This window comes from Streptomyces sp. NPDC031426 (assembly GCF_055581585.1).
Genome location: NZ_JBVIJE010000001.1, coordinates 556,383 through 580,018, shown reverse-complemented (window position 1 = coordinate 580,018; position 23,636 = coordinate 556,383). Strand labels below are relative to the sequence as shown.

Genomic DNA, 23,636 nt, shown 5'->3' with positions numbered 1-23,636 from the left:
ACGGTGTTCTGGAAGGCACACCGGGTCTTCGGTGATCGGGCTGTCCGGTGGCCGGATCCGAACCGCCTGCCGATCACGATGTCAAGGGGGCCAGATGTCCGTCGTCCTTTCCACCGCGGCACTGTCAGCAGCCGACCGGATAGAGCGCTGGCATGAAGCGGTGTCCCAGACGTTCGTACCGCTCGATGTCGATATCCTGGAGGAAGATCCGTCGCCAGGAAGAATCGTCACCCACCAATTGGGTGCCACACAGGTGTCGGACGTCCAGGCCGGATCCCAAGAGGTGACGCGCAGCAAGCGCCTGATAGCCCGGGACGGAAAGGAATACCTCATCCTCACGCTTCAGCGCAGGGGCAGCGCCGTCAAGGAGCAGGACGGGAGAGAGTGCCTGGTTGAACCGGGAGATTTCTCCATTTCTGATTCGTCTCGCGTGTTCAGAAAGAAGCTGGAGGGCGAGTTCTGCTTCACCTCCTTTCAGTTCCCCCGGAAGGAGCTTCGCGTGCGGGACGAGGACCTGCAGGCGTCGACTGCGAGAGCGTTCTCGGGTCGTGAGGGAAGTGCCGCGCTGGTGGCGACCTATTTCGCGCGCATGGCGCGCGAAGCAGCGGGCTTCGACGAATTCGTCGGCCGTCAGTTCCTCGCCACCGGGCTCGACCTGCTGGCACTGTTCATCAACGAGCGGCGCGGCCGCTTCAGGCCCCAGGCTCCTGAGACCGCCGCGGCCATGATGGTGCGAGTGAAGGACCACATCGTGCAGAACCTCTCCGACCCGGACCTGTCACCCACCACGATCGCCGCCGCTCACTTCATTTCGGTGCGCTACCTGCACAAGTTGTTCCAGCTGGAGGGAACCACCGTCGGGGAGTGGATCCGCACGGAGCGACTGGAGCGGTGCCGTCGGGATCTTCTGCGGTCCCCGGCGCTGGGACTCGGGGTGGCGGCCGTCGCCCGCCGCTGGGGGTTCGTGAGCCCCAGCCATTTCAGCCGTGTTTTCCGTGCCGCTTATGGCATAGCGCCTCGCGACTGGCAGATTCACGGCCTGTCCGGTGAACAGCGCACGGCTGAGTGACGTCTTCTCGGCGGAACGATTCACGCGGAGCGGCTCACGCAGAGCCCGCGCCGCCCACCGGAACCGGGAACGGTCTGCAACCGGCGCGGCGCTGACCCGGCATCGACCTTGCCCTCGCCGAGCTCACCGGCAGGCGGGACTGAACCGGCCTGGGCCGAGGACGGCGGAGACGACGATGCCAAGGACGAGCGGACGTGGTCCGCATCCCGCCCCGCCTCCGAGATCACCACGGTGCCGGGCATCAACCCGTTCGCCTTGACCGCAGAAACACGGGTGCGCGCGACACCGGCGTTCCGCCCTCACCTCGCCCCACCGGCGCTGGGGGCCGTTCCCTCCACCCGACGGCATCAGTTGACCTGGCGTCGTCCGGCGCGGCCGTGCCCGTCCAGGCCCGGTCGTCCAGCGGGCGTCACCCCGACGTGTTCATCGCGTCGGCCGTATCCTCCGTCCCCGGCACCACCGGGCCCGCGGCAGCATCGAATGCGTGGGTCACCTCCGGTGCCGTGCCCTTCACCAGCAGGCGGCGGGCCCGCTCCTCGTAACGGCGGTCGGTGGCCGTGAGCCGGCTGTGGTGCTGGGCGACATGCTCCGACCACGAGGCGACCAGATAGTTCTCGATGAACCGCTCCGGGGCGTTGCCGTCCTGGTAGAGCCCCCAGGTGACGGCTCCCGTACGCCGACGTGAACGAGCCACATGATCCATGCAGTGGGTGAAGGCGGCCCGGTTCCCGGGGGCGACCCGGTAGACCACGGAGACCAGCACGGGGCCGTCGGCCGGGCCGGGCTCGAACACCAGGGGCGGAACGGGCCAGTGGTCGGACGGGCTCGGGTCGATGGCCTTCGTGTCATGCAGCGGCCAGCGGCGCACGCTCACCGCACCGGCCAGGAGCAGCCCGCTGCCGGCCAGGAGGGAGACGGTCAGCCCGAGTCCGTCGGCCAGTGCACCCCACACAGGTGCCGCCAGGGCCTGCCCACCCTGGAAGACCAGCAGGTACACGGCGAGTGCGCGGGCCCTGACCCAGCCGGGCAGCCTCGTCTGGAGGGCGGCGTTGAGGGTGGACAGCACACCGATCCAGGCCAGCCCGGCGGGCAGCAGCACGACCACCGCGAGCCAGGGGCTCCGGGTCGTCGCCAGTACGGCCAGCACTCCGGCGAAGACGACGGCGCCCGCGGCGAGAGTGCCGTTGGCGCCGAGAGCCCGGCGGACGGCGGGCAGCAGGAAGGCCCCACCGACGGCACCGACGCCGACCGCGCCGAGCAGCAGCCCGTACCCTCCCGAACCCAGGCCCAGGGAGCGGCTCGCGACCAGGGGAAGCACCGACCACAGCGCACCGCCGCCGGGTATGAACAGCACCGTACGCAACAGGACTCGACGGACGCCGGGCGCGTACCACACGTAGCGGCGGCCGGCGTGCAGGGCCGTCAGGAGCTTCTCGCCCTGAGCTGCGGGCGCCTGGCGCTGCGGTCGCCTCCAGAGCGTGAGAACGGCGGCGATGCCGAGGTAGGACGCGGCGTTGAAGGCGAAGACCCAGCCCGCGCCCGCTGCCGCGACCACCGCTCCGCCGAGGGCGGGGCCGAGGGCGCGGGCCAGGTTCATGTTCACGGCGCCGAGCGCGGCCGCCTGTCCCAACTGGCTGCGTTCCACGAGCTCGGGCTGGATCGCCTGCCAGGCGGGGCCCATCAGAGCGGTGCCGCATCCCAGCAGGAAGGTGAGGCCGAGCAGCAGCCCCGGAGTGAGTTCGTCCATGAACGCGAGCACCGTCAGTCCGGTGGAGACGCCGAGCATGGCGAACTGCGCGGCCAGCAGCACCCGGCGACGGTCGTACCGGTCGGCCAGGACGCCCGAGGGCAGGGCCAGCAGTACGACGGGGAGGCTGGAGGCGGTCTGGACGAGTGTCACCAGTGCGGCGTCGTGCCCGACCAGCAGCCACTGCGCGCCCACGGTCTGCATCCAGCTGCCGATGTTGGAGACGAGTTGCGCGACCCACAGCGCGCGGAAGACACGCGCCGCGAACGGGGCCCAGGCCGAATCGTGTTGTGGGCGGTCTTTCGGTGACCGTGCAGCGCTCATGCTGATCCCTGCCGGAGCCGTGCGGGCATAAACGATGGCAACCATAGGAGCGATCGGTGCCATCCGGTTGACCGAGAGTGCACCGCCTGTGGCTTGTGAGCGCGTTGCGCTGCGGGAACACGTGCCATGCGCCGAGAGACAAAGGACGCCCGCCAACCGGCCCTACGGTGCCCCCAGGACTCGCTCGACCAAGGGGAAACACCATGGCATCGCCCGCAGTGGTGGAGATCTCACGATGGCAGTTCGCCATCACCGCTGTCTTTCACATGAGCTTTCCCGCACTGACCGTAGGACTCTCCGTCTTCCTGGCCGTGATGTACACGGTCCACCTCAGGACCGGGAATCCGCTGTACCTCCAGATATTCCGTTTCTGGAAGAAGATATTCGCGGTCGGATTCGGCCTCGGCGTGGTCGCAGGAACCGTCATGACCTTCGAGTTCGGCCTCAACTGGGGAAGCTACGCCCACGCGGTCGGTCCGATCCTCGGTGTCACGATCGGCATGGAGGTCATCACGGCCTTCTTCCTGGAGGCCGGGTTCATCGGCATCATGCTGTACGGCGACGGCCGGGTACGCCCCCGGACCATGGCGCTGGCCTGCTGGATGCTCGTCGTCGGCACCTTGCTGTCCACGACCTGGATCCTGTCCGCCAACAGCTGGATGCAGGACCCGGCCGGCTTCACCGAGGTCGACGGCCAGTTCCGGGCGAGCAACTGGTGGCACGTGCTGTTCAACCCGGCGTTCGCCTACCGGTACCCGCACATCCTGCTGGCGGTGCTGATCAGCGCCAGTTGGTTCATCGGCGGGATCGCCGCCTGGTACCTCGTCAAGCAGCGAGCACTGCCCTTCGCACGCCGCACCCTGTCCATCGCCCTGGGAGTACTGGCGATCCTGATGCCCGTACAGCTGTACGTGGGCGACGCCACCGCCGCATTCATGGGTGTCCACCAGCCCGCCAAACTGCAGGCTTTCGAAGGCAACTGGAAGACCGACAACAACGGCTACAACCTGCTCGTGGTGCCCGACACGGACAAGGGCGAGAACAAGTTCCACGTCGAGATCCCGCACCTGGGCGCCGTCATCGGCAAGGACCTGTCCGGAAAGGCACACGTCCCCGGACTGCTGCAGACACCCAAGAACGAGCGCCCCGACATGTGGTCCGCCTTCTACGGCTTCCGGGCGATGTACTTCACCGCCCTGGCGATGTTCGGCATGGCCTTCGCCGGATTGGTCTTGCGGCTGCGCGGCAGGCTGTACACCGCCCGGCGGTTCCATCGGCTGATGGTCTGGATGGCGCCCGCCGGTGTCGTGGCCATCAGCGGTGGCTGGATCACCGCCGAGACCGGCCGGCAGCCCTGGGTCGTCTACGGCCTGATCCGCACCAGCGACGCCGTGTCCCACCTCTCCCCCGGCGCGGCGATCGCCGGCCTCACCGGCTTCGTCACCGTCTACGCGCTGCTGCTCGGGCTGTGGATCCGCTACATCGTCCGCACGGTGCGGACCGGCCCCGAGCACCTGGTGACCGACGCCGGCGCCACTGTCCACTCCACGGAGATCAGCCATGCTTGAGTACGCGTCATACGCCTTGGTCCTGCTCGCGCTCGGCGCCTACGTCCTGCTCGACGGCTACGACCTGGGCATCGGCATCCTGAGCCTGTTCGACCGCAGCGACCGGCGGCGCAAGGAGTACAACGAGCTGATCGCGACCGCCTGGGACGCCAACGAGAGCTGGATCATCCTGGCGGGTGTGGTGCTGTGGGCGGGCCTGCCCAGTGTCTACGCCACCGTGCTGCCCGGCGTCTACCTGCCGCTCATCCTCATGCTGCTCGCCATCGTGCTGCGCGGCACGGCCATCGAGCTGCAGAGCGCCGCCCCCGGCTACCGGCACGGCTGGGGCCTCGTCTTCGGAATCTCTTCGCTGGTGGCGACTGTGTGCCAGGGGCTCGTGGCCGGGGCCGTCCTGTCCGGACTGCCCCACCACGGCGGGGTGTTCACCGGTGGAACCTGGCACTGGCTGACGCCCTACAGCATGCTGTGCGCCCTGGGACTGGTGGCCGTGTATCTGCTGGCGGGTGCCGCATGGCTGCAGGACAAGACCACGGGAACCGCCCACGAGTGGGCGGGCCGGCTGGGGCGACCGCTGCTCCTGGCGGTCGCAGTGGCCGGCCTGGTCCTGGGATTCGGGCTCCGGCTCGCCGACCCGCAGCCACTGCGCCTCGACCAGCCGCTCCGCGCTACCCTGTTCGGCCTCGCGGTGGCGGTGGCCGTGGTCTGCGCGGCGATCGCCTGGCACGGCTTCGGCCGCCGGCCCGACTGGCGTCCGTTCGCCGCCGTGGCCGGTACGGAGGCCGCGGGCCTGCTCGCGCTCGTCGCCGTCACCGCACCCGTCGTCGTCCCGCCCGACCTGACCGTGCACGCGGCCGCCAGCCCGCACGGGTCGCAGCTGTTCCTGCTCATCGGGGTGGGCGGGTGCATGCCGGTCGTCCTGACCTACAACATCTACGCGTGGTGGGTCTTCCGAGGGAAGTTCGCCCGGCCACCGGCCACCACCGCCACAGCCGACCAGCCGTCCGACACCGCGGCTGCCACGGGGCAGCCCGCAGCGGTGGTCTCGGCCGCGGGCGACGGTCCATGGGCGGTCGTTGTCGCCCGGCGCGTACTCCTGACCCTTCTGGCCGTCGCGGTGGCCGCCGTCTCGCAGGACGTCTTCGGTGGCGTGCGGGTGTGGATCGGCCCGGTGGGTGTCGCTGTGTTCGCCATGACCGCGCTGGCCGTGTGGATCCGGTCCGACCGCCGGTCGGCGGCCGTCGGCGAGTTCGACCTCCAGGCAGCCGACCAGTGACCGTGACCGACATCCCCGACCATCTCGACCGCCTCGGCCGGGACGACGAAGGGCAGCAGCGGGCGGCGGGACTGCTCACCCGATGGGCGGCGGTCGGCGAACCCGCGTTCCGGCGCGCCGGCACCCTGCGCGGACTGGCGGCCGCGGGTCATGTGCTGTGGGCGGCGGGGCTGGGCTGGACGGCGCAGGCCGCACTGCGGGCCCCGCGCGGGGGTGTGGCCCTGGCTCCGGTGCTCTCCGGTGCGGCCCTGGTCACCGTCGGGCTGCTGCTGCGCGCGGTTCTGCTCGCGGCGGCCGACCGGGTCGCCGAGGACGGGGCGGCTGCCGTCCAGGACCACCTCCGAGCCCGCCTTCTCCTGGCCGCACTCCCCTCCACGGGCACGCCCGCCGAGGAGGTGTCCGACGCCGCTCTCGGTGAGGCGCTGGACAGCGAGGTGGGCCGGCTGAGCCCGTGGCTGACGACGTACGTCCCAGCGCGGCGGGCGATGCTGCTGGGCAGCGGCATCATCCTGGCCGCCGTCCTGGTGGGCAGTTGGGCCGTCGCACTGATGCTGGTGCTGGCGACCCCGCTGCTGCCGTTCAACCTGAAGGTGATCGGCATGGGGACCCGCGCCGCCGTGCACGCCCAGCTCACCGCCACCCGGAGGCTGAGCACGCATCTGCTGGACCAACTGCGCGGACTGCCCACGCTCGTCGGCCTCGGAGCCGGTAAGGAAGCGGTACGCGCGACCGAGGCAGCCGACAGGGAACTGGCCAGGCGCACCAACGCCGTACTGCGGGTGGCCTTCCTCTCGACCGCCTGGATCGAGCTCCTCATCACCGTGGCCATGGCCGTCGTCGCCACGTACTGCGGGCTCGCCCTGCTCGGCTACCTCGACCTGCCGGTGGTCCCGTCCACCATGAGCCTGCGCACCGCGCTGTTCGTCCTGGTCCTGACCCCGGCGTACTTCGCGCCCGCCCGGGAACTCGCCCGCGGCTACCACGCCCGTGCCGAGGCCTCCGCGGCGGCCGAGCTGATCGCGGAGATCATCGACCGGACCGCCGTCACACCGGCCGCCGGCCCGCCGGCCCGCGTGCACGCCGTGCGCCCGCCGAGCCCGGCCGGTGTGCTCCTGGAGAAGGTGACAGTCCGGTACCCGGGTCGCGACGACGCGGCCCTGACCGACGTCACCGTCACCATGCGACCGGGTTCCATCGTGGCCGTCAGCGGGCCCAGCGGCGCCGGAAAGACCACGCTGCTCTCCGTGGCGGCAGGTCTGCGCGAACCGGACCGCGGGCGGTGCCTGCACACCATCGGTTCCGCGACCCTGCCCGCCTCACCGACCATGACGGCATGGGCCGGACAGCCCTCCTACCTCCTCCCGGGCTCATTGCGCGACAACCTGCTGCTGGCCCGGCGCGGCGCCGACGACGAGCAGCTGACCGCGGCGTTCACGGCACTGGGCTTCGAGGACCTGCTGGCAGCACTCCCCCAGGGACTGGCGACCCCGGTCGGCGAGCGCGGCTGGGGGCTGTCCTCCGGGCAGACGCAGCAACTGGTCATCGTCCGGGCGCTCCTCCACGACACACCGCTGCTGTGCCTGGACGAACCCACCGCCCATCTGGACCCGGACGGCGAGGCCCGGATCATCGGCGCCATCCGGACACTCGCGCGTACCCGCACCGTACTGCTGACGACACACAGCCCGGCACTCCTCGACATCGCCGACGACATCGTGCGGTTGAGCCAGGGACGGTTGTCCCGGATCGGGGAGACGCTGTGACCGCGTTCAGGCTGCTGTGGACTGCGGCGGACCACCGGGCACGCCGCGACCTGCTGTTCGCAGCGGTGCTCGCCGGCACCGCCGAACTGTGTGCCGCCGGTCTACTGGGGGTTTCCGGCTGGTTCCTGACCTCCTGCGCGGTGGTCACCGCACAGGCGAACACCACCTGGTCGTGGATGTATCCCTCGGGGACGGTACGCGCTCTCGCCCTGGGCCGCACCGGTCTGCGCTACTCGGAGCGCCTGGTCAGCCATGGCGCTCTGCTCGGAGCGACCGTGTCGCTGCGTTCACGGCTGGTCCGCGCCGCGACCACCGTGCCGGCACGCGAACTGCGCACCCACCGCGACGGCGCCCTGATGGGCCGGCTCACCAGCGACGTCAGCGCGGTGGGCGGGATGGCCGGCCAGGTCGTCCCACCGCTGGGCGGGATCGGCCTGACCGCCGCTGTCGTCGTCACTCTGCTGATGGCGGCGAGCTGGCCGTCGGGTGCGGCCGAACTGCTGCTGCTCGCGCTCTCCGCAGCCACGGCAGTGACCGGAGAGCGGCGGATCCGTGGCCATCAGCGGACGGCCGCAGAAGCCTGGGCCACGGCCCGCACCGCGCTGCTCAGCGCGCGCTCCGCTCTGCCGGAACTGCGCTGCCTGGACGCGGTCGACCTGGTCCGAGAGCAGGTCGCGCACGCAGTCGGCCGAGCCCGGCGGGCCGAGACCGAGGCCGAGTCGCTGATGCGCCGGTCCAGGCTGCTGCTGCGGCTGCTGGCCGTGGTCGGCCAGACAACGGTCCTGGTGCTGGCGCTGTCCGGTCCGGTCTTCACGCAGCCGGCTGCCGACGCCATCGGCGAGGTACTCCTGGTCGCGGCCGCGTACGAGCTGATGGAGGCGCTCCCTCACGTGCTCCGCGACCACGGCCTGGCCACCGACGCCGCCCTGCGGCTGACGGACCTGGCGCACCGCGTCCTCCCGGACGAACCGTCGGCCATGTCCCCGTCGAAGTCGCCGCTCGCGGGCGCGACAGGAGCACCCCTGGTGGCCCGCCACCTGCCCCTGGGCGTCGGCGACGACCGCACCCGGTGGTCCGCGGTGATCGAGCCCGGCAGCGTCGTCATGGTCACCGGACCCAACGGCAGCGGCAAAAGCACCCTGTTGGAGACTCTGGCGGGGCGCATCTCCCCCGCCGCTCCCCGGTCGGTGCTGCTCGACGGCGTCCCGGTCGAGTCCCTGCCCGCCCATGCGATCGCCGATCGCCTCACCCTCGTCGAGGCAGAGGACTGGATCGCCGACGCGACCATCGCCGAGAACCTCCGGCAGGCCGCCCCGGACGCGGACGACGACACACTGCGGGCCGCGCTGGCGGCCGCGGCCTTGGAGCGGTTGCCTCTCGACACCCCGACGGGCCCCCTGGGCCATGCGCTCTCACAGGGTCAGCGACGCCGCCTGGTGATCGCGAGAGCAATCCTGCGGACACCGGCGGTCCTCCTGCTCGACGAGCCGACGACCGGCCTCGACGCACCTACGGCGGTGCGGATGCTGACGGGCGTGCGTCGCGCCCTGCCGGACAGCGCCCTGGTGATCGCCCTTTCGGACCGGCACGACGACCTGATGCCCTTCACCGCCACCCAGGTCCTGCGGCTGAAGCCCACTTCCCAGGCGGCGATCGCGGATTGGCCGGAGGTGCACTGAGAGACATCCCTTGGTGCAGCGGACGGCGACTACTGCTTTCGAGGCCCGCTCCGTCGCGGTCCCGTTCGGCAACTGCATCGAGCCGTCGAACGTCAAGGCCGGGGGAACCGCCTGCCCGATCCGCTTCCAGTGTTCCGGCTGCGGCTTCTGTCGCCCGGACCCGTCCTACCTCCCCGCGATCGAGGAACACATCAACTCCCTTCGCGCCGACCGCGAGACCGCCCAGGCGATGGATGTCGACGGCTTCGTCATCCGCAACCTCACCGAGCAGATCGCCGCGTTCCAGCAGGCCATCGCCACCATGCAGAACGAGCTGGCCAGCCTGCCCGACGACGAACGGTCCGAGATCGAGGAAGCCGGCGCGGTCCTGCGGATAGCCCGTCCAGCCCACGGCCGCACGACATTGCCGCTGGCCGTCGTCAACCGGAGGCCGTCGTGAACCCTCACCCCACGGCTTCGTCCGCCGGCGGTTCGGCCAGCCGAACACCGGCCCAGGTCCTGCGCGAGGCCCGCCGTCGCGACAGCCGCACCAAGCGCGCTCGCGTCCTGGATGCCGTCCAAGAGATGGCGCGCCACGGCGACCGCGTTACCTTCGCCGCCGTCGCTCGCGCCGCCAACGTCTCAACGTGGCTCACCTGCGCCGACGGAGTGCGCGAACACATCGAGTCCGCCATCAAACAGCAGCAGTCCACGCGACCGCAGCCGGCCACGACGGCTCAGGCCAGCCCCGCGGGCCTTCGCACCGACCTTGCACTCGCTCGCGAGGAGATCCGCCGGCTCCGCGCCAATCGCGACCAGCTGCAGCAAAGCGTCCGCCGCCACCTAGGCCATCAACTCGACCAACTCGGCGCCCGGGACCTTGCCACCCGCGTCCAGGAGCTCACCGAGGCCAACACTCGCCTCGAAGCGAACCTGCACGAAGTGACTGTCGCGAAGTCCCGCCTCGAGAGCCACATCACCGATCTGGAGGACGAGCTCGGCGCGGCACGGACCAGCCTCCGCCGAATGATCAAGAACCGGAGCAAAGGGGAAGCGTCCCGAACGTGACTCACATGCCTGTCAGCACTGACCTGCCGTTCGGGTCAGTCGGTGGTGAGCTGCTTCGGAACGCGGCCGAAGGCGCGCGGTTCCTACAGGTCAGGGACGTGGATGTCGACCTCGGCCCGTCGGTTTCTCAGGACCTGACCTTGGAGGACACGCGGGTTTCTTGCCAGAACTAGTTTGTAATGCAAAGCTCATGGCATGACAGACGCATCAGTGCCCTCGCCGGGCACTCCCCGCGAAGTCCTCGCCGGCCTTGATGACTTGACCCGTCGGGTTCGCTCCGCGCAGCGTGGCGCGTGGTTTCCCCTTCTGCTGCTGGGCGTGCTCACGCTGGGCGGGATCCTGGTCGGCCGCTTCACCTTCAGAGTTGAGACCGTGCCCTGCCCGGCGACCGACCCTGCGGCAGGCAGCGGCTGCACCCTGGTCACGCAGGGCTCGCCGGTGTACTGGCCCATCGGACTCGCCCTCGCCTACGCCGCGACGGCGTTCTTCTACATTCGCCGCTCCCACAACCGCGGAGTCGGCACCCCGGTCCGGCCGTACATCCTCACCGGGATCGCGCTGGTCGGTCTGGTGACCGCCACCGAGCTCTGGAGCTTCCGCCACGGGATGCCACAGCCCGGCGAACAGCTCGACTTCTGGGGACTGCACCTCGACCCCACCTCCGGGGTGACGAGGTTCCTCGAGCGACTCACCGGGAACGCCACAGCTGTCGGGCTGCCGCTGATGGTGCTGTCCTGGGTGGAACGCAGCCGCATCCTGCTGCTGCTCACCGCGGTGTATCTGGCAATCGAGCTGGTGCCGCTCACCACCGGCTGGGCGGGTATCCCCTTCACCTCGCCCTGGTCCGCCGTGCCCCGCTACGGCGTACCCGGCGTGCTGCTCCTACTCGGCGCGCTCGGTTTCGCTCTGGCCGAGCTGTCCCGTCAGCGCGACGCCTCATGACCGATCAGCCCGAGCAACACCCCGTCACCGGCCTGGACGACATCGTCCACCAGCGCGTCCGCCTCGGCATCCTCACCGTGGCCCACCAAGCGCGCCGAGTCGAGTTCGGCTTCCTGCGCACAGCCCTCGGCCTGACCGCCGGAAATCTCAGCCAGCACCTGGCCGTCCTGGAGAAGGCCGGACTGGTCGACATCGAAAAGGGCTACGAAGGCAAACGCGCACGTACCTGGCTCTCCCTCACTCCGGCCGGTGACCGCGCCCTGCAGGACGAGGTCACCCAGCTCAAGCGACTCATCCACCAGATCGAGCAAGGCAGCTCAGCCCAGGAGTCCTGATCTGGACTCCTGCAAACCATGGGGGCCGTGAGCGACTCCCGCCGACGTCCAGCGAACCGAACACCATCCAACAAACCTGGGGAGGACACGTGACCAACACACCGGTCATCAAGACGGACCTGACGCGCCGTCGCTTGCTCGCAGCCGCGCTGGTGACGGGGGTCGGGGCCGCCGTGCCGATCAGCGCAGCGCGCCAGACGTGGGCGGCTCCGACCGCCCCCGGTCCGTCGCAGCTCACGCTGCCCAGGCCCACCGGGCCGCACCCGGTGGGCACGGTGCCTCTCCACCTCGTCGACACCTCGCGTCCGGATCCTGTGGCCGGCCCGGGGCATCACCGCGAGTTGATGGCCAGCGTCTGGTACCCCGCTTGCAAGACCAAGGACCTGCCGCGTGCTCCCTGGATGACCCAGGGTGCGCTGCGGGCGCTTCTGGCGGACGTCGGCTTCCCCCTCGATCCCGCCCTCGGCCCACTCACCGCCGCACACGTGGACGCACCCGTGCACCAAACGCGCCACCGCCTGCCCGTCGTCGTGTACTCGCACGGCGCGGGCAGCCATCGCAGCGACCACACCATCATGGTCCAGGAACTCGCCAGCCACGGCTACGCCGTGGTCACCGTCGACCACACGTACGACGCGTTCAGCGAGTTCCCCGACGGCCGGCTCACCGTTCCGGCAGAGGTCCCGCCGTTCCTGGGGCCCCGGGACTTCGCCACGGACCTCCGGTTCGTGCTCGACGTCGTCGAGGGCCTTGCCGCCGGGCACAACCCCGACGTCGACGGCAGGCCACTGCCCCAGGGACTGCTCGGCGCTCTCGACCCGAGGTGCATCGGCGCGTTCGGCTGGTCGAAGGGTGGCACCGCCACCGCGCTCACCATGCTCGCCGACCAGCGCGTTGGCGCTGGGCTCAGCATCGACGGTCCGATGCAGCCGACCATCGCCACCGACCTGGACCGGCCGTTCATGATGCTGACCGCTTCGTTTACCCGGGCCGCCATGCCGGACGTCGCCGAGTTCTGGACACACCTTCGCGGTTGGCGGCTGAACATCCAGGCCGACGGGGCCATCCACAAGTCGTACGGTGATGACGCGACGCTGATCCCGCAAGCGGCCGGCAGGTCGTCTCCCTCTGCGGCGACGGCGGTTCTCCATGCTGATGGGCGACTTCCTCACGCTCGTCCAGTACGACCTGCCGGTGAAGGTGGTCGTCTTCAGCAACTCCTCCCTGGGCATGGTCGACCTGGAGATGATGGTCGACGGCCTGCCGCCGCACGCCACGACCTACCCGCACACCGACTATGCCGCCATCGCCACGGCGGCCGGGGCGCGCGGTATCCGGGTGGAGAAGCCCGGCGAGGTGCGCGACGCCCTGCCCGAGGCTTCACCCACGAGGGGCCCGCGCTGGTCGACGTCGTCACCGATCCCGCCGCGCCGGCCGTTCCCCCGAAGATCTCCACCGAGCAGATCAGCGGATTCGCGCTGTCGGCGAGCCGGACGGTGTTGAGCGGGGGCGTCGGCAGCATGGTCCACCTGGCCCGGGCCAACCTGCGTACTATTCCGCGTGCTTGAGCGCGGACACGCCAGATGCGTCTGAGCCCCCTGGTCCAGGGGGGCTCAGACGCATCTGGCGCCCTCGTGGGGCGAGCGGTCCCGGCCTCAGGAAGGTGACCGGGTCCAGTCCGGGTCGGCGGACGAGAGATGGTGGGTGGTCACGGAGACGAGGGCGAGGAGCAGCAGGGCCAGGCTGAGGGTGAGCACGAGGTGGCCGTGCAGCACCAGTTGCGCTCCGACGAAGGCGCCGAGGAGCATCGCCAGCACGGACAGGATCCGGCGGCCCGGCCGTGGCGCCGCACCGCCGGCGGGGGTGGAGTCCGCGGCCAGTCCCGTCAGGGTCAGGGTCAGTACGGTCGTGGTGAGGTCCGGGACGCCGAGGCGTCGGGCGACCGCGTTCTGCAGCCCCATGCCGAGCCCGAGGAACACGATCAGGGTGTACTGGACCCCGGTGGTGACCCGTCCGTCGGTGACCACGGCGGCGGCCACGGTGACGGCGACCAGGACCGTCTGCACGGCGGTGGCCGTTTTCAGCAGGTTTCCGCGGTGCGTCGCGAAGCGGGTGCCGAGCCTGCCTCCGGTGAGCGCGCCGAGGAGGAATGCCGCCAGCGCGACGATGGAGGCGAGCGCGGAGAGGTTCGCGGCGCCGACCAGCGCGAACCCCAGGAACACCACGTTGCCGGTCATGTTGGCGACGAAGACGTGCCCGAGCGCCAGATAGCTCACCGCGTCGACCAGACCGGTGACCACCGTGAGCGTCAGCATCAGGGGAGGCAGCGGGCCGTGGCGGTCCTCTCCGGTCGGTACGAGTGTGCGTACCGCGTCATTCAGCAGCCTGCGCATACCGCTTCCTTTCCGTTGCGGTGGGCGGACGGTGCAGTACGACGCGGGTGAGCAGTCCGCTCACCGGGCCGGCCACGATCGCGGGGAGGACGACCCACAGCGGCCAGGGCGTGATACCCAGCGCCTGGTCGAGCGACCAGCGGCCGGGCCCGGTGAGAGCCAGCGCCGCGGAGACGACGACAAGGACCATCGGGTATTCGTAGCCGTCGTTCTGCACCCACAGGCCCTTGGGCCGTTTGACGGTGCCCGCGACCGTCATCACACCCATGGCCGCCATCGCGGCCAGGGGCGTGAGCAGTCCGGCGGTCAGGAACAGGCCGGCACCGATCTGACTGGCACCCGCGACGATCGCGGTCAGCCGACCGCCGCGGAACCCGTCGTGGCGGAACTCCTCGGTCCCGCCCGCCAAGCCGTGGCCTCCCAGCCGGAAGCTCACCTTCTGAACCCCGTGTCCGGCGATGAGGAGTCCCGTCACCAGCCGGAGGACCAGCAGTCCAGCGTTCATCTTCTCCTGCCTGTTCCTGACGCTCTGTCCCTGACTGCTCTGCGAAGGTGCGGGGATCAGCCGGCGGCGTGGGCCCCGATGACGGCCTGCGCGTAGACCACGCCGAGGCCGTAGGCGCCCGCGTGCTCCTTCACCACGTCCATGACCGACATGTAGGTCTCGCCGCGGGCCCAGTCGCGCTGGAGCTCCAGCAGCACCTGCACCCAGGTCACCGGCGCCGCGCCGCCCTGGACCATGCGCTGGATGGCGTGCTCGTGGGCCTGCGGGCTGACGCCGCCGGACGCGTCGGTGACCACGTAGACCTCGTAGCCCTGGGCGAGGGCGGAGAGCACGGGCAGAACGACACAGACCTCGGTCCACAGGCCGGCGATGACCAGCTTCTTACGGCCCGTGGCCTTGACCGCCTCGACGAAGTCGACGTCCTCCCAGGCGTTCATCGTGGTGCGGTCGATGATCTTCTGGTCGGGGAAGACCTCGGGCAGCTGCGGCATGATCGGGCCGGAGAAGGACTCGGCGGCCACGGTGCTCAGCACGACCGGCACGTCGAACGCCTTGGCGGCCTTCGCCAGGCCCACGGTCGAGTTGATGATCGCGGTGCGGTCGCCGCTGCCGGTGCCGAAGAACATCTGCGGCTGGTGGTCGATGAACAGCACCGCGCAGTTGTCCGGGGTGAGCAGGTCGGGGCTGGGGGCCGCGGTGACCTCGGAGACGTTGACCATGACAGTGGCCTTTCCATGTGTCTGGTGATCGCGGACGGCGTCCGCTGTCGAGCGCAACCGCGCGGCGCGCGGCGCGAGTTGGGGTGGCGTCCCGGGAGGGGCGGCTCGTGACCGGGCCCCTCCCGGGAGATCGGAGGGAGAACTGCGGATCAGAGGGAGAAGCAGGGGTCGAAGAACGTGCTCGCGGGCCCGGGGGTGAGGCCGCGTCGGGCACGCCATTGGCGGTGCTGCTCCGACTCGGCGACGGCCTGGCCGAGCAGTTCGGCCTGACGGGCGCCCGACAGGCCCGTACCGGGTGTGGCCTGGTAGCCGCCGAAGTGCGCCACCGGGCTCCACTCGGGGCTGACCGGCGGCAGTTCCTCGTCCAGGCCCGCGTACTCGGCGGTGGCGTAGACGATCCGGCCGCCGACGACCGTCAGCAGGGACTCGATGTGCGCGATGTCCGGCTCGGGCACGGTGAAGTAGTCCTCGGACAGGACGGCCAGGTCACCGAGGAAGCCCGGACGCAGGACGCCCTTGACGCTCGTCTCCCCGGTCAGCGCGGCACCCGCCTCGGTGAACATCGCCAGCGCGGTACGCCGGTCGACCCGGTTGTGCGGCGGGCGGACGACCAGGTCGCCAACCGTGCGGCCGGTGACGAGCCAGTGCAGGGCGACCCACGGGTTGTAGGTGGAGACCCGGGTCGCGTCGGTGCCGGCGCCGACGGTCAGCCCGCGCTCCAGCATGGCCCGGATCGGAGGCGCGTCCGCGGCGGCACCGGGACCGTAGCGGCGTACGAACGCCTCGCCCTGGAAGGACAGCCGGTTCTGGACGGACATGGCGCCGCCGAGAGCGGCGATGCGGTCGAGGCTGTCCGCGGAGACGGTCTCCGCGTGGTCGAACAGCCACCGGTTGCCGGCCGGGAAGAGCCCTTCCGCGGCGAGCTTCTCGAAGACCGCCAGATCCCGGCGGATGGTCTCGTCATAGGTGGCGTGCAGCCGGAAACCCCAGCCGTTTTCCATGAGCAGGCGTACGGCCTTCTCGAATTCCGCCTCGTAGTCGCCCAGTTCGGGGCGTGGTTCGGCGAAGTTCTCGAAGTCCGCCGCCGCCCACGTCAGATTCTCGCCCGCACCGTTGAGGCGCAGCCATTCGTCCCCGTCCTCGGGGCGGGCCATCTCGATCCAGCGGGTGAGATCGTCGATTTCCTGACCGGCGGTCTGCGGGAAGAGGTGATAGGCGATGCGCAGCGACAGTTGACCGGCCTTCGCCAGTTCGACGACCGTGCTGTAGTTGTCGGGGAAGTTCTGGAACCCTCCGGCCGCGTCGATCGCCGAGGTGAGACCGAACCTGTTCAGTTCGCGCAGGAAGTGACGGGTGGAGGTCTTCCTGTCCTCGCCCTCCAGGACCGGGGCCTTGGCCAGGGTCGAGTAGAGGATGAGGGCGCTGGGGGCGGCCAGCAGCATGCCCGTCGGCTCACCGTCCCGGCCTCGTACGATCTGGCCCCCCTTGGGGTCGGGGGTGTCCCGGGTGAATCCGGCGGCCTTGAGCGCCGCCCGGTTGAGCACCGCCGCCTGGTACAGGTGCAGGACGAACACCGGGGTGTCCGGCGCGGCGGCGTTCAGCTCGGCGACGGTCGGCAGCCGCCGTTCGGCGAACTGCTCGGCCGACCATCCGCCCACCACCCGTACCCACTGGCCCTTGGGGGTGCGGGCGGCCTGCTCGCGCAGCATCGCCAGGCCCTGGCGCAGGGTGGGGACGCCGTCCCAGCGCAGTTCCAGTACGTAGTTGAGACCACCCCGGATGACGTGCAGATGCGCGTCGTTGAGGCCGGGGACCATCCGGCGCCCGAGGGCGTCGACCACCTTCGTGTCCGGGCCGACATGGGGTGCGACGTCGTTGTCGTCGCCGACGACCGTGATGACACCGTCGCGGATGGCGATCGCCTCGGCCTGCGGGCGGACCGGGTCACCGGTGTGGATCTTCGCGTTGCGGACGACCAGGTCCGCGGCGTTGTCGGTGGCGCGGGGAACCAGCCCACCGACCGGCATCGTGGACACCTTTCGACAACCTCCTGCGGGATGAACGACGTCGAATGCGTCTGCATCGACTTCCATGTGCGTCGACAGCAGCGGGTCCGCATTCCGGGGCGGGCTACCGTGCACCGCACAGGCCCGTACCCGGCACCTCGACTGCTGCGCCGCCAGGCTATTTCGCGCCAAAGCGTCTCTTTGTCCCGGCAGTGCACTGCATGCGTTCCGACAGTGCACTGCTTGTCCGTGCACTCTGAGGACAACGCCGGTGCGCTCATGGACATTCGCCGTCACCTGAGCGGCCTAGCGTGGCGATCGACGACTCGTCAGATCCCCCGGTCTGATGCGAGAGTCGCCTCACTGCGCCCGCGAGCCCGGCGCGCCACACGAACTGGGGAGTTACACATGTCCGACGCCGTAGAGCCGGTGCAGCCGGTCCTGGAGCCGGCCGCAGCCGCGTTCGCCGAGGCCACCGCCAACCCGCCCTACCTCTTCGACCTGCCCCCGGCGGAGGGCCGCAAGGCGGTCGACGAGGTGCAGTCCGGTGAGATCGCCAAGCCGCAGATCGACGAGGAGTGGATCACAGTCTCCGGCGGTCCGACGGGCAGTGTCCGGGCCCGCATCGTCAAGCCCGCCGGCGCCGAAGGGATCCTGCCGGTGGTCCTCTACATCCACGGTGCGGGCTGGGTGTTCGGCAACGCCCACACCCACGACCGCCTGGTACGCGAACTCGCCGTGGGCGCGAACGCCGCCGTGGTGTTCCCCGAGTACGACCTGTCCCCCGAGGTCCGCTACCCGGTAGCCATCGAGCAGAACTACACGGTCGCGAAGTGGGTCGTCGAGCAGGGCGATTCCAAGGGCCTGGACGGCTCCCGGCTGGCCGTGGCCGGCGACTCCGTCGGCGGCAACATGACCGCCGCGCTGACCCTGATGGCCAAGGAACGCGGCGACCTCCCGCTCGTCCAGCAGGTGCTGTTCTACCCGGTGACCGACGCGAACTTCGACACCGGCTCCTACCACCAGTTCGCCACCGGCTACTTCCTGCGCCGCGACGGCATGCAGTGGTTCTGGGACCAGTACACGACCGACGAGGCCGAACGGGCCCAGATCACCGCCTCCCCGCTGCGCGCCACCACCGAGCAGCTCACCGGCCTGCCCCCCGCCTTGGTGATCACCGGCGAGGCCGACGTGCTCCGCGACGAGGGCGAGGCCTACGCCAACAAGCTGCGCGAGGCCGGCGTCCCGGTCACCGCCGTCCGCTTCCAGGGCATCATCCACGACTTCGTGATGCTCAACGCCCTCCGCGAGACCCACGCCGCCGAGGCCGCCATCACGCTGGCCACCGCCACCCTGCGCGGCGCGCTGCACGCCGGCTGACAGCGCGGTCCGCGCTCACACCGAGGGGTGCGACGCAGGGCCGCGCGGACGGACGCCCGTTACGGCGTCCGTCCGCGCGGCCCTTTCGTCATGGCTCAGGGCGGTGCCCCGCCGTCGGCCCCGGTCACCGGCGCGGCACCGTGACCACCGCGACCGGGCTCGCCAGAACCACACCGGCGACAAGCGCGGGTGCCGGAGACCAGGCGGCCGCCAGGACACCGGCCCCAGCGAGGGGAAACAGAATGCGTTCGGCCACGCTCCGTTGGTGTGGCCGCAGGTGCACCATCCACACCGTGATCAGTAAAACGGCCGCCGGAGCGGTGACCGCGGCGCCGGCGGCAGTCGGTGAGGTCCCGGTGTGACGCGTGACGTGATCGGCGTACGCGGATGATCCCGGTTCATGGGCAGGGCGATCTCACGGATGAGCAATGGGCGGTGCTGGAGCGGTTGTTGCCGAAGAGGAGGAATGTGGGGCAGCCGCCGGTCCGGTCCCGGCGGCAGCTGATCGACGGTATACGGTTCCGGGTCCGCACCGGGGTGCCACGGCGGGACGTGCCCGTCGAGTACGGGCCGTGGGGCCGAAGGAACCACCGGGTGGTGTCTTCGACGAGCCCGATGATCACGGGCTGGGGCGTTCGCGCGGCGGGTTCCCGGCCAAGCTGCACTTGGCCGTCGAGCAGGGTCAGAAGCCCATGTCGATCACGGTGACGGCAGGGCAGCGGGGGGACTCGCCGCAGTTCGATCGGGTGCTGGAGAAGGTCCGTGTGCCCCGCTTGGGGCCGGATCGGCCGCGTCTCTGCCCCGACCGTGTGCGGGGTGACTAGGCGTACGCCTGCCGGAAGAACCGCGCCTACCTGCGCCGCCGGGGAATCCGCTGCACCATTCCGGACAAGGCCGACCAGGTCCGCAACCGCAGGAAGCGCGGGTCCAGCGGTGGCCGGCCACCGAAGTCCGCCCCAGAGGACTACAAGGCCCGGCACGCGGTCGAGTGCGGCATCAATCGCCCGAGAGTCTCAAGAGACATCGAGCCGTGGCCACCAGGTACCCCATCAACGAGTGGTTGTGAGGTACTGGTCCGACGACAACTCGAACACCCGTACTGGCCGACCGCCGGTGGGATTGACGGTTTCACGGACCGGATGCATCCCCAGTTTGGTCATGATCCGTTCGGAGGCGTCGTTGCCCACTTGAGTGATGCTGACGATCCGCTCCAGCCCTCGCTCCTCGAACCCGAACCGTACAGCGGCCGCAGCGGCCTCGGTGGCCAAGCCCTGCCCCCAGTGGGAACGTCCCAGCCGCCAGCCGACCTCCACCACCGGCAGTATCTCCGGCAAGAAGTCGGGCACCGACAGGCCGGTGAACCCGGCCAGCTCGCCAGTGGACCGGATCTCCACGGCGAACAGGCCGAAGCCCTGTGACTCCCACTCGCTCTCCCATGCCTGGATCCCGAGGCGAGTCTGGTGTTCGTCACGGACGCTGCCGTCACGGATCCACCGCATGACCTCGGGGTCGGCATTGATGGCCGCCATGGGCGCAACGTCTTCCTCGCGCCAGCGACGCAGGATCAAACGGGGAGTCTCAAGCGTGACCATCCAATCATTCTGGATCACAAAATGAACTCTCCGCCATCTTTACCAGGCACCGTCGATACACGCCCCAGAGCTGCCGGAGAACCGCCCGAGTCCGCCGGCGCGCGGATGCTTGTCCGAGAGTGAACGGCCAGCAGGAGCACCGGACCCAGTGCGCGGGCAGGCACCACCACATGCACTGCGGGTCAAGCCGTGCCTCGACCAGGCACCTAGCGTCACCGGAGTACGAACAACACGGCACCGCAGGAGGCGGACCATGACCACCAACCCCCCATCCGCCCGCAGCAGCCAGCCCTGGCTGCACCAGAAGGGCGAGGTGATCCAGGAGTTCGGGACCGTCAAGCAGTTCCCGGTCGCCCTGTCCTACGAGGCGCGGATGTATTCCTGCCAGCGCCTGAACAAGGTCCTCGCGGACACGCAGATCCTCTACGGCCTCTACAAGAAGCACCACTGGCTGATGCGCGGCGCCACCTTCTACCAGCTGCACCTGGTCCTGGACAAGCACGCGGGTGAACAGCTGGAGATCATCGACACCATCGCCGAACGCGTCCAGTCCCTCGGTGGCGTGGCGGTGGGAGATCCGCGGCACGTCGCCGAGATCACGTCGATCCCGCGGCCCCCGGACGGGGTGGAGGAGGTGCCGGCCATGCTGTCCCGGCTGCTGGAGGCCCACGAGACCATCCTCATCGACGCCCACGACGCCAGCGCCCGGACCGCCGAGTGCGGTGACGACGGCACGATCGACCTGCTGGTCTCCCAGGTGATCCGGACGGGCGAACGGCAGGCGTGGTTCTTGGCCGAGCATCTGGTCGACACACCGCTGGTGCGTGCCTGAGGAACGCCTCCGGCCGCTGCTCGCCCTGGGTGAGCAGGTACCCGGAGCGGCATGAGCCGCCGGGAGCGGCACGGCGCGCCGCCGCCAGCATTCGGTGCAGCGAGATCGAAGACCGTCGCCTTCGTGCCGGACGGAGCCGGGCGACGCGCTGCTTGACCGGGAGCGGACGATGCATCTGCGGCAGGAGGAGGTCGTCGTCGCGGTGGCCAGCGCGGGCCGTTCACGGCGGCTGCACGGCGGCTGCACGTGGTCCGGTCCGCCGTGTCCGGCACGGTCCGCGCTCTCGAACGCGAGCTGAGCACCCCGTTGTTCGACCGCACCACACACCGCGTCGCCCTCATCTCGGTCGGCGAGGCGTTCCTGACCGCCCACGCGCGACGCCCGGGCCGCCGAGCCGGCACGGGAGGCCGTCGATGCCGTACGGGGGCAGTCGCGCGGGCGGGTGACGGTCGGCAGGATGCAGAGGGCGTGGGCTGGGGCTCCACCGCGCCCTGGCCGCGCTGCGTGCGCAGCATCCGGGCGTGGTCGTGACACCTGCGGCAGGCGGCCGTCGTCGGGATCTGGCAGGCAGTGCGCGACGGCACGGTGGAACCTGGCCCTGGGTCGCGCTGGACCGCCGGCAGCAGCGCGGGCTCGCGACCCGGCTGCTGTCCCGCGGCGACATGGTGCTGCTGACGTCGCCCCGGCGGGTGCTCGCCGGGGCGACGCCGAACGGCGAGGTCCGGCTCGCCGACATCGCCCAGTTGCTCTCGGTGGACTTCACACCCGGCTGGGCCATCCGCTACGCCGTCGACCGGGCCTTCCTGGCCGCGGGCGTCGACCGCAGCACGACGTTACTGACTTCGGCTCGTTGGAGTGATCTTCCTCGAAGTGCCTGATGGGCCTGGAGTGTTGTCTGTATCCCGTGGTGTATGAGGTATGCGGATGGGGGCGGGCCGACTCCTGCGGGACGTCAGCGCCGGGAGACGGTACGGATGCAGGCGGCCGAGCTGTTCGAGCAGAAGATCAAGCCGACAGAGGTCGCACGGCGGCTGCGGGTGAGTGCGAAGTCGGCCTACCAGTGGCACCAGCTGTGGCCGGACTCATCGCGATGCGGCCCGGCTCCCGCACCCGGCACGGCCCTCGGCGTCGCGGCGGAGGGGGCCAGGCGAAGCGGTGTAACACCATAGCGGCGCCCGCCAACCAGGGCCCGAAGGCCGCCGTCCGCAACCGGGTCGCCCTCATCGCCACCGCCCGGGAGATCCATGCGGAGCACGGACTTTCGGGGCTGACCACTAAGCGAACGTGCGGCGCGCCCAGTCTGCGAATCCGGTCCATGGAATTTCCGGGTGAGCACCGTGCAGTGCGGGAATGTCCACGCGGTAGCCGGGTCCATTCAGGAACGTCCACATCGCATGCATATCCGGATTGCTGATCTCTGCCAGCGGTACGTACTCGTGACGGACCTCCCGTCCCAGCACCGCGCCTAGCGTGGCCGCCATCTGGGCGGGGGTGGGCGCATCGCCGGCCAGCTCGATACGCCGCCCGACATAGGGGGCGGGATTGAGCAGGACTTCCGCAGCGAACGCACCGAGGTCGGGGCGGGCCAGTTGCTGCAACGGCCGGTCGGGTGGGAGCGGCAGATCGAGAACGCCGTTGAGGATGCGTTCCGCGCCACCCAGGGCGTTGTCGAAGAAATACGTCGGCCCGAGGATCGTGTAGGGCACGTCCCCGGAGACCAGCTCAGCCTCGATCCGAGCCTTGCTGTCGAAATGGGGTACGCCGCTCTTTTGGTCGGCGCCGGCTACCGAGCTGAACACGAGATGGGGCACGCCCATTTCCCCGGCGGCAGCCAGAATTGCCCGCCCCTGAGCCACTTCCGCCTCCACACCGGCCTCGAAGGGAGTGGTCATCGCGAAGACGCCCGCCACTCCGCTCATCGCCGCGGCGAGCGACGCGCGATCGTTCAGGGAACCGGCCACCACCTCGACGCCTTGGCGGGCCAATTCCCGTGCGGCGCCTCGCAGGGGGTCACGTACCAGTGCCCGGAGCCGGGCTTCGCGGCCCAGCAACGCGTCGGCCACGGCACCGCCCTGACCGCCGGTAGCCCCCAGTACCAGGATCGGCCCATCGAGCATCGCAGAACGTCCTTCCTTGCGGCCAGGCATGGCAGTGGATCAATGCATCAGGCCCCACCGTAACCGTCTGTCTCGGACGGCAGACGCAGCCGCGCGGCTGCCCGATGGTAAGCACCTCACCGCTCGGAGCGCGGACCGTCTTCTTCCTCGTCGGCACACCGATGTTGCTCCCTGTCCGCGCACTCAGGAGACCAGCTCGGGGGCGGGCCGGGAACCGAACTGTATGAGCCTACAGCCTTGCCACCCGCTCCTTCGTGTCCAGAAGTGCACAAGGCCCCGCTCGTTGGCGCAGTGAAGGAGACAGCGCACGGATACTTGTTGAACGACATGAGTCTGTACGTCAGG

21 protein-coding genes and 3 pseudogenes are annotated in these 23,636 nt (G+C 70.1%); 17 read left to right on the top strand and 7 right to left on the bottom strand.

The features are described 5' to 3' along the window. Window positions 1-94: 94 nt before the first annotated feature. Window positions 95-1,069 (top strand): AraC-like ligand-binding domain-containing protein, encoded by a 975-nt coding sequence (locus ACZ5NH_RS02820; protein WP_468772620.1) that lies wholly within the window; start codon window positions 95-97, stop codon window positions 1,067-1,069. A gap of 409 nt (window positions 1,070-1,478) precedes the next feature. Here ACZ5NH_RS02820 and ACZ5NH_RS02815 read toward each other — a convergent pair whose 3' ends face one another. Then, on the bottom strand, window positions 1,479-3,140 hold the full coding sequence (locus tag ACZ5NH_RS02815; protein ID WP_468772619.1) for an MFS transporter: 1,662 nt from the start codon (window positions 3,138-3,140) through the stop codon (window positions 1,479-1,481). 203 nt (window positions 3,141-3,343) lie between these two features. On the opposite strand from ACZ5NH_RS02815, the gene ACZ5NH_RS02810 reads away from it, so the two are divergent. The 10 genes and pseudogenes from ACZ5NH_RS02810 to ACZ5NH_RS02765 form a co-directional block, all read left to right on the top strand. Continuing rightward, a complete protein-coding gene (locus ACZ5NH_RS02810; RefSeq protein WP_468772618.1) occupies window positions 3,344-4,708 on the top strand; it encodes a cytochrome ubiquinol oxidase subunit I in 1,365 nt (454 codons plus the stop codon). Continuing rightward, on the top strand, window positions 4,701-5,981 hold the full coding sequence (locus ACZ5NH_RS02805; RefSeq protein WP_468772617.1) for a cytochrome d ubiquinol oxidase subunit II: 1,281 nt from the start codon (window positions 4,701-4,703) through the stop codon (window positions 5,979-5,981). Before ACZ5NH_RS02810 ends, ACZ5NH_RS02805 begins: the two co-directional genes overlap by 8 nt. Next, window positions 5,978-7,744 carry an ABC transporter ATP-binding protein/permease gene (locus ACZ5NH_RS02800; protein WP_468772616.1) on the top strand — a complete coding sequence of 589 codons (1,767 nt, stop codon included), beginning with the start codon at window positions 5,978-5,980 and terminating at the stop codon, window positions 7,742-7,744. The genes ACZ5NH_RS02805 and ACZ5NH_RS02800 overlap by 4 nt, the downstream gene beginning before the upstream one ends. Then, complete coding sequence (locus ACZ5NH_RS02795; RefSeq protein WP_468772615.1) at window positions 7,741-9,423, top strand: ATP-binding cassette domain-containing protein; 1,683 nt, start codon at window positions 7,741-7,743, stop codon at window positions 9,421-9,423. The genes ACZ5NH_RS02800 and ACZ5NH_RS02795 overlap by 4 nt, the downstream gene beginning before the upstream one ends. A 10-nt stretch (window positions 9,424-9,433) precedes the next feature. Further along, entirely contained in the window at window positions 9,434-9,862 is a 429-nt protein-coding gene (locus ACZ5NH_RS02790; protein WP_468772614.1) for a hypothetical protein, read from the top strand. Continuing rightward, window positions 9,859-10,470 carry a DUF6262 family protein gene (locus ACZ5NH_RS02785; RefSeq protein WP_468772613.1) on the top strand — a complete coding sequence of 204 codons (612 nt, stop codon included), beginning with the start codon at window positions 9,859-9,861 and terminating at the stop codon, window positions 10,468-10,470. The genes ACZ5NH_RS02790 and ACZ5NH_RS02785 overlap by 4 nt, the downstream gene beginning before the upstream one ends. Window positions 10,471-10,665: 195 nt before the next feature. Beyond that, on the top strand, window positions 10,666-11,412 hold the full coding sequence (locus ACZ5NH_RS02780) for a hypothetical protein (RefSeq protein WP_468772612.1): 747 nt from the start codon (window positions 10,666-10,668) through the stop codon (window positions 11,410-11,412). After that, window positions 11,409-11,747: a winged helix-turn-helix domain-containing protein gene (locus ACZ5NH_RS02775; RefSeq protein ID WP_403403520.1), complete on the top strand. Its 339-nt coding sequence runs from the start codon at window positions 11,409-11,411 to the stop codon at window positions 11,745-11,747. Before ACZ5NH_RS02780 ends, ACZ5NH_RS02775 begins: the two co-directional genes overlap by 4 nt. Before the next feature lie 89 nt (window positions 11,748-11,836). Then, window positions 11,837-12,364, top strand: a pseudogene (locus tag ACZ5NH_RS02770) (alpha/beta hydrolase); the annotation flags it as partial. A 494-nt stretch (window positions 12,365-12,858) separates the two neighbouring features. Next, window positions 12,859-13,315: pseudogene (locus ACZ5NH_RS02765) on the top strand (thiamine pyrophosphate-dependent enzyme); the annotation flags it as partial. Window positions 13,316-13,402: 87 nt separating this feature from the next. On the opposite strand, the gene ACZ5NH_RS02760 reads toward ACZ5NH_RS02765, so the two are convergent. The 4 genes from ACZ5NH_RS02760 to ACZ5NH_RS02745 form a co-directional block, all read right to left on the bottom strand. Beyond that, window positions 13,403-14,140, bottom strand: coding sequence for a YoaK family protein (locus ACZ5NH_RS02760; protein ID WP_468772611.1), 738 nt, complete (start codon window positions 14,138-14,140; stop codon window positions 13,403-13,405). Further along, window positions 14,121-14,645: a DoxX family protein gene (locus ACZ5NH_RS02755; protein ID WP_451556882.1), complete on the bottom strand. Its 525-nt coding sequence runs from the start codon at window positions 14,643-14,645 to the stop codon at window positions 14,121-14,123. The genes ACZ5NH_RS02760 and ACZ5NH_RS02755 overlap by 20 nt, the downstream gene beginning before the upstream one ends. 56 nt (window positions 14,646-14,701) lie before the next feature. Beyond that, window positions 14,702-15,364, bottom strand: coding sequence for a hydrolase (locus ACZ5NH_RS02750; protein ID WP_468772610.1), 663 nt, complete (start codon window positions 15,362-15,364; stop codon window positions 14,702-14,704). A 149-nt stretch (window positions 15,365-15,513) separates the two neighbouring features. Beyond that, complete coding sequence (locus tag ACZ5NH_RS02745; RefSeq protein ID WP_468772609.1) at window positions 15,514-17,400, bottom strand: amidohydrolase; 1,887 nt, start codon at window positions 17,398-17,400, stop codon at window positions 15,514-15,516. 378 nt (window positions 17,401-17,778) lie between these two features. On the opposite strand from ACZ5NH_RS02745, the gene ACZ5NH_RS02740 reads away from it, so the two are divergent. Beyond that, window positions 17,779-18,750: an alpha/beta hydrolase gene (locus tag ACZ5NH_RS02740; RefSeq protein WP_468772608.1), complete on the top strand. Its 972-nt coding sequence runs from the start codon at window positions 17,779-17,781 to the stop codon at window positions 18,748-18,750. Window positions 18,751-19,137: 387 nt separating this feature from the next. Beyond that, entirely contained in the window at window positions 19,138-19,458 is a 321-nt protein-coding gene (locus ACZ5NH_RS02735) for a transposase (RefSeq protein ID WP_468772607.1), read from the top strand. Window positions 19,459-19,799: 341 nt separating this feature from the next. Here ACZ5NH_RS02735 and ACZ5NH_RS02730 read toward each other — a convergent pair whose 3' ends face one another. Further along, window positions 19,800-20,342, bottom strand: coding sequence for a GNAT family N-acetyltransferase (locus tag ACZ5NH_RS02730; RefSeq protein WP_468772606.1), 543 nt, complete (start codon window positions 20,340-20,342; stop codon window positions 19,800-19,802). 253 nt (window positions 20,343-20,595) lie between these two features. Here ACZ5NH_RS02730 and ACZ5NH_RS02725 point away from each other — a divergent pair, with 253 nt between their 5' ends. From ACZ5NH_RS02725 to ACZ5NH_RS02710, 4 genes and pseudogenes are all read left to right on the top strand, one after another. After that, window positions 20,596-21,174, top strand: coding sequence for a Dps family protein (locus ACZ5NH_RS02725; RefSeq protein ID WP_468772605.1), 579 nt, complete (start codon window positions 20,596-20,598; stop codon window positions 21,172-21,174). Between the two features lie 246 nt (window positions 21,175-21,420). Then, window positions 21,421-21,705: a LysR family transcriptional regulator gene (locus ACZ5NH_RS02720; protein ID WP_468772604.1), complete on the top strand. Its 285-nt coding sequence runs from the start codon at window positions 21,421-21,423 to the stop codon at window positions 21,703-21,705. Next, window positions 21,696-22,052 carry a type 2 periplasmic-binding domain-containing protein gene (locus ACZ5NH_RS02715; protein WP_468772603.1) on the top strand — a complete coding sequence of 119 codons (357 nt, stop codon included), beginning with the start codon at window positions 21,696-21,698 and terminating at the stop codon, window positions 22,050-22,052. The genes ACZ5NH_RS02720 and ACZ5NH_RS02715 overlap by 10 nt, the downstream gene beginning before the upstream one ends. A 33-nt stretch (window positions 22,053-22,085) precedes the next feature. Next, window positions 22,086-22,447, top strand: a pseudogene (locus ACZ5NH_RS02710) (helix-turn-helix domain-containing protein); the annotation flags it as partial. Window position 22,448: 1 nt separating this feature from the next. Here ACZ5NH_RS02710 and ACZ5NH_RS02705 read toward each other — a convergent pair. Beyond that, a complete protein-coding gene (locus tag ACZ5NH_RS02705) occupies window positions 22,449-23,291 on the bottom strand; it encodes an NmrA/HSCARG family protein (RefSeq protein WP_388636936.1) in 843 nt (280 codons plus the stop codon). Window positions 23,292-23,636: the final 345 nt, after the last annotated feature.

Coding starts and splice junctions, on each gene's coding strand:
- ACZ5NH_RS02820 (WP_468772620.1), top strand. CDS start 95: ATGTCCGTCGTCCTTTCCACCGCGGCACTGTCAGCAGCCGACCGGATA.
- ACZ5NH_RS02815 (WP_468772619.1), bottom strand. CDS start 3,140: ATGAGCGCTGCACGGTCACCGAAAGACCGCCCACAACACGATTCGGCC.
- ACZ5NH_RS02810 (WP_468772618.1), top strand. CDS start 3,344: ATGGCATCGCCCGCAGTGGTGGAGATCTCACGATGGCAGTTCGCCATC.
- ACZ5NH_RS02805 (WP_468772617.1), top strand. CDS start 4,701: ATGCTTGAGTACGCGTCATACGCCTTGGTCCTGCTCGCGCTCGGCGCC.
- ACZ5NH_RS02780 (WP_468772612.1), top strand. CDS start 10,666: ATGACAGACGCATCAGTGCCCTCGCCGGGCACTCCCCGCGAAGTCCTC.
- ACZ5NH_RS02775 (WP_403403520.1), top strand. CDS start 11,409: ATGACCGATCAGCCCGAGCAACACCCCGTCACCGGCCTGGACGACATC.
- ACZ5NH_RS02760 (WP_468772611.1), bottom strand. CDS start 14,140: ATGCGCAGGCTGCTGAATGACGCGGTACGCACACTCGTACCGACCGGA.
- ACZ5NH_RS02755 (WP_451556882.1), bottom strand. CDS start 14,645: ATGAACGCTGGACTGCTGGTCCTCCGGCTGGTGACGGGACTCCTCATC.
- ACZ5NH_RS02750 (WP_468772610.1), bottom strand. CDS start 15,364: ATGGTCAACGTCTCCGAGGTCACCGCGGCCCCCAGCCCCGACCTGCTC.
- ACZ5NH_RS02740 (WP_468772608.1), top strand. CDS start 17,779: ATGTCCGACGCCGTAGAGCCGGTGCAGCCGGTCCTGGAGCCGGCCGCA.
- ACZ5NH_RS02735 (WP_468772607.1), top strand. CDS start 19,138: ATGATCCCGGTTCATGGGCAGGGCGATCTCACGGATGAGCAATGGGCG.
- ACZ5NH_RS02730 (WP_468772606.1), bottom strand. CDS start 20,342: ATGGTCACGCTTGAGACTCCCCGTTTGATCCTGCGTCGCTGGCGCGAG.
- ACZ5NH_RS02725 (WP_468772605.1), top strand. CDS start 20,596: ATGACCACCAACCCCCCATCCGCCCGCAGCAGCCAGCCCTGGCTGCAC.
- ACZ5NH_RS02705 (WP_388636936.1), bottom strand. CDS start 23,291: ATGCTCGATGGGCCGATCCTGGTACTGGGGGCTACCGGCGGTCAGGGC.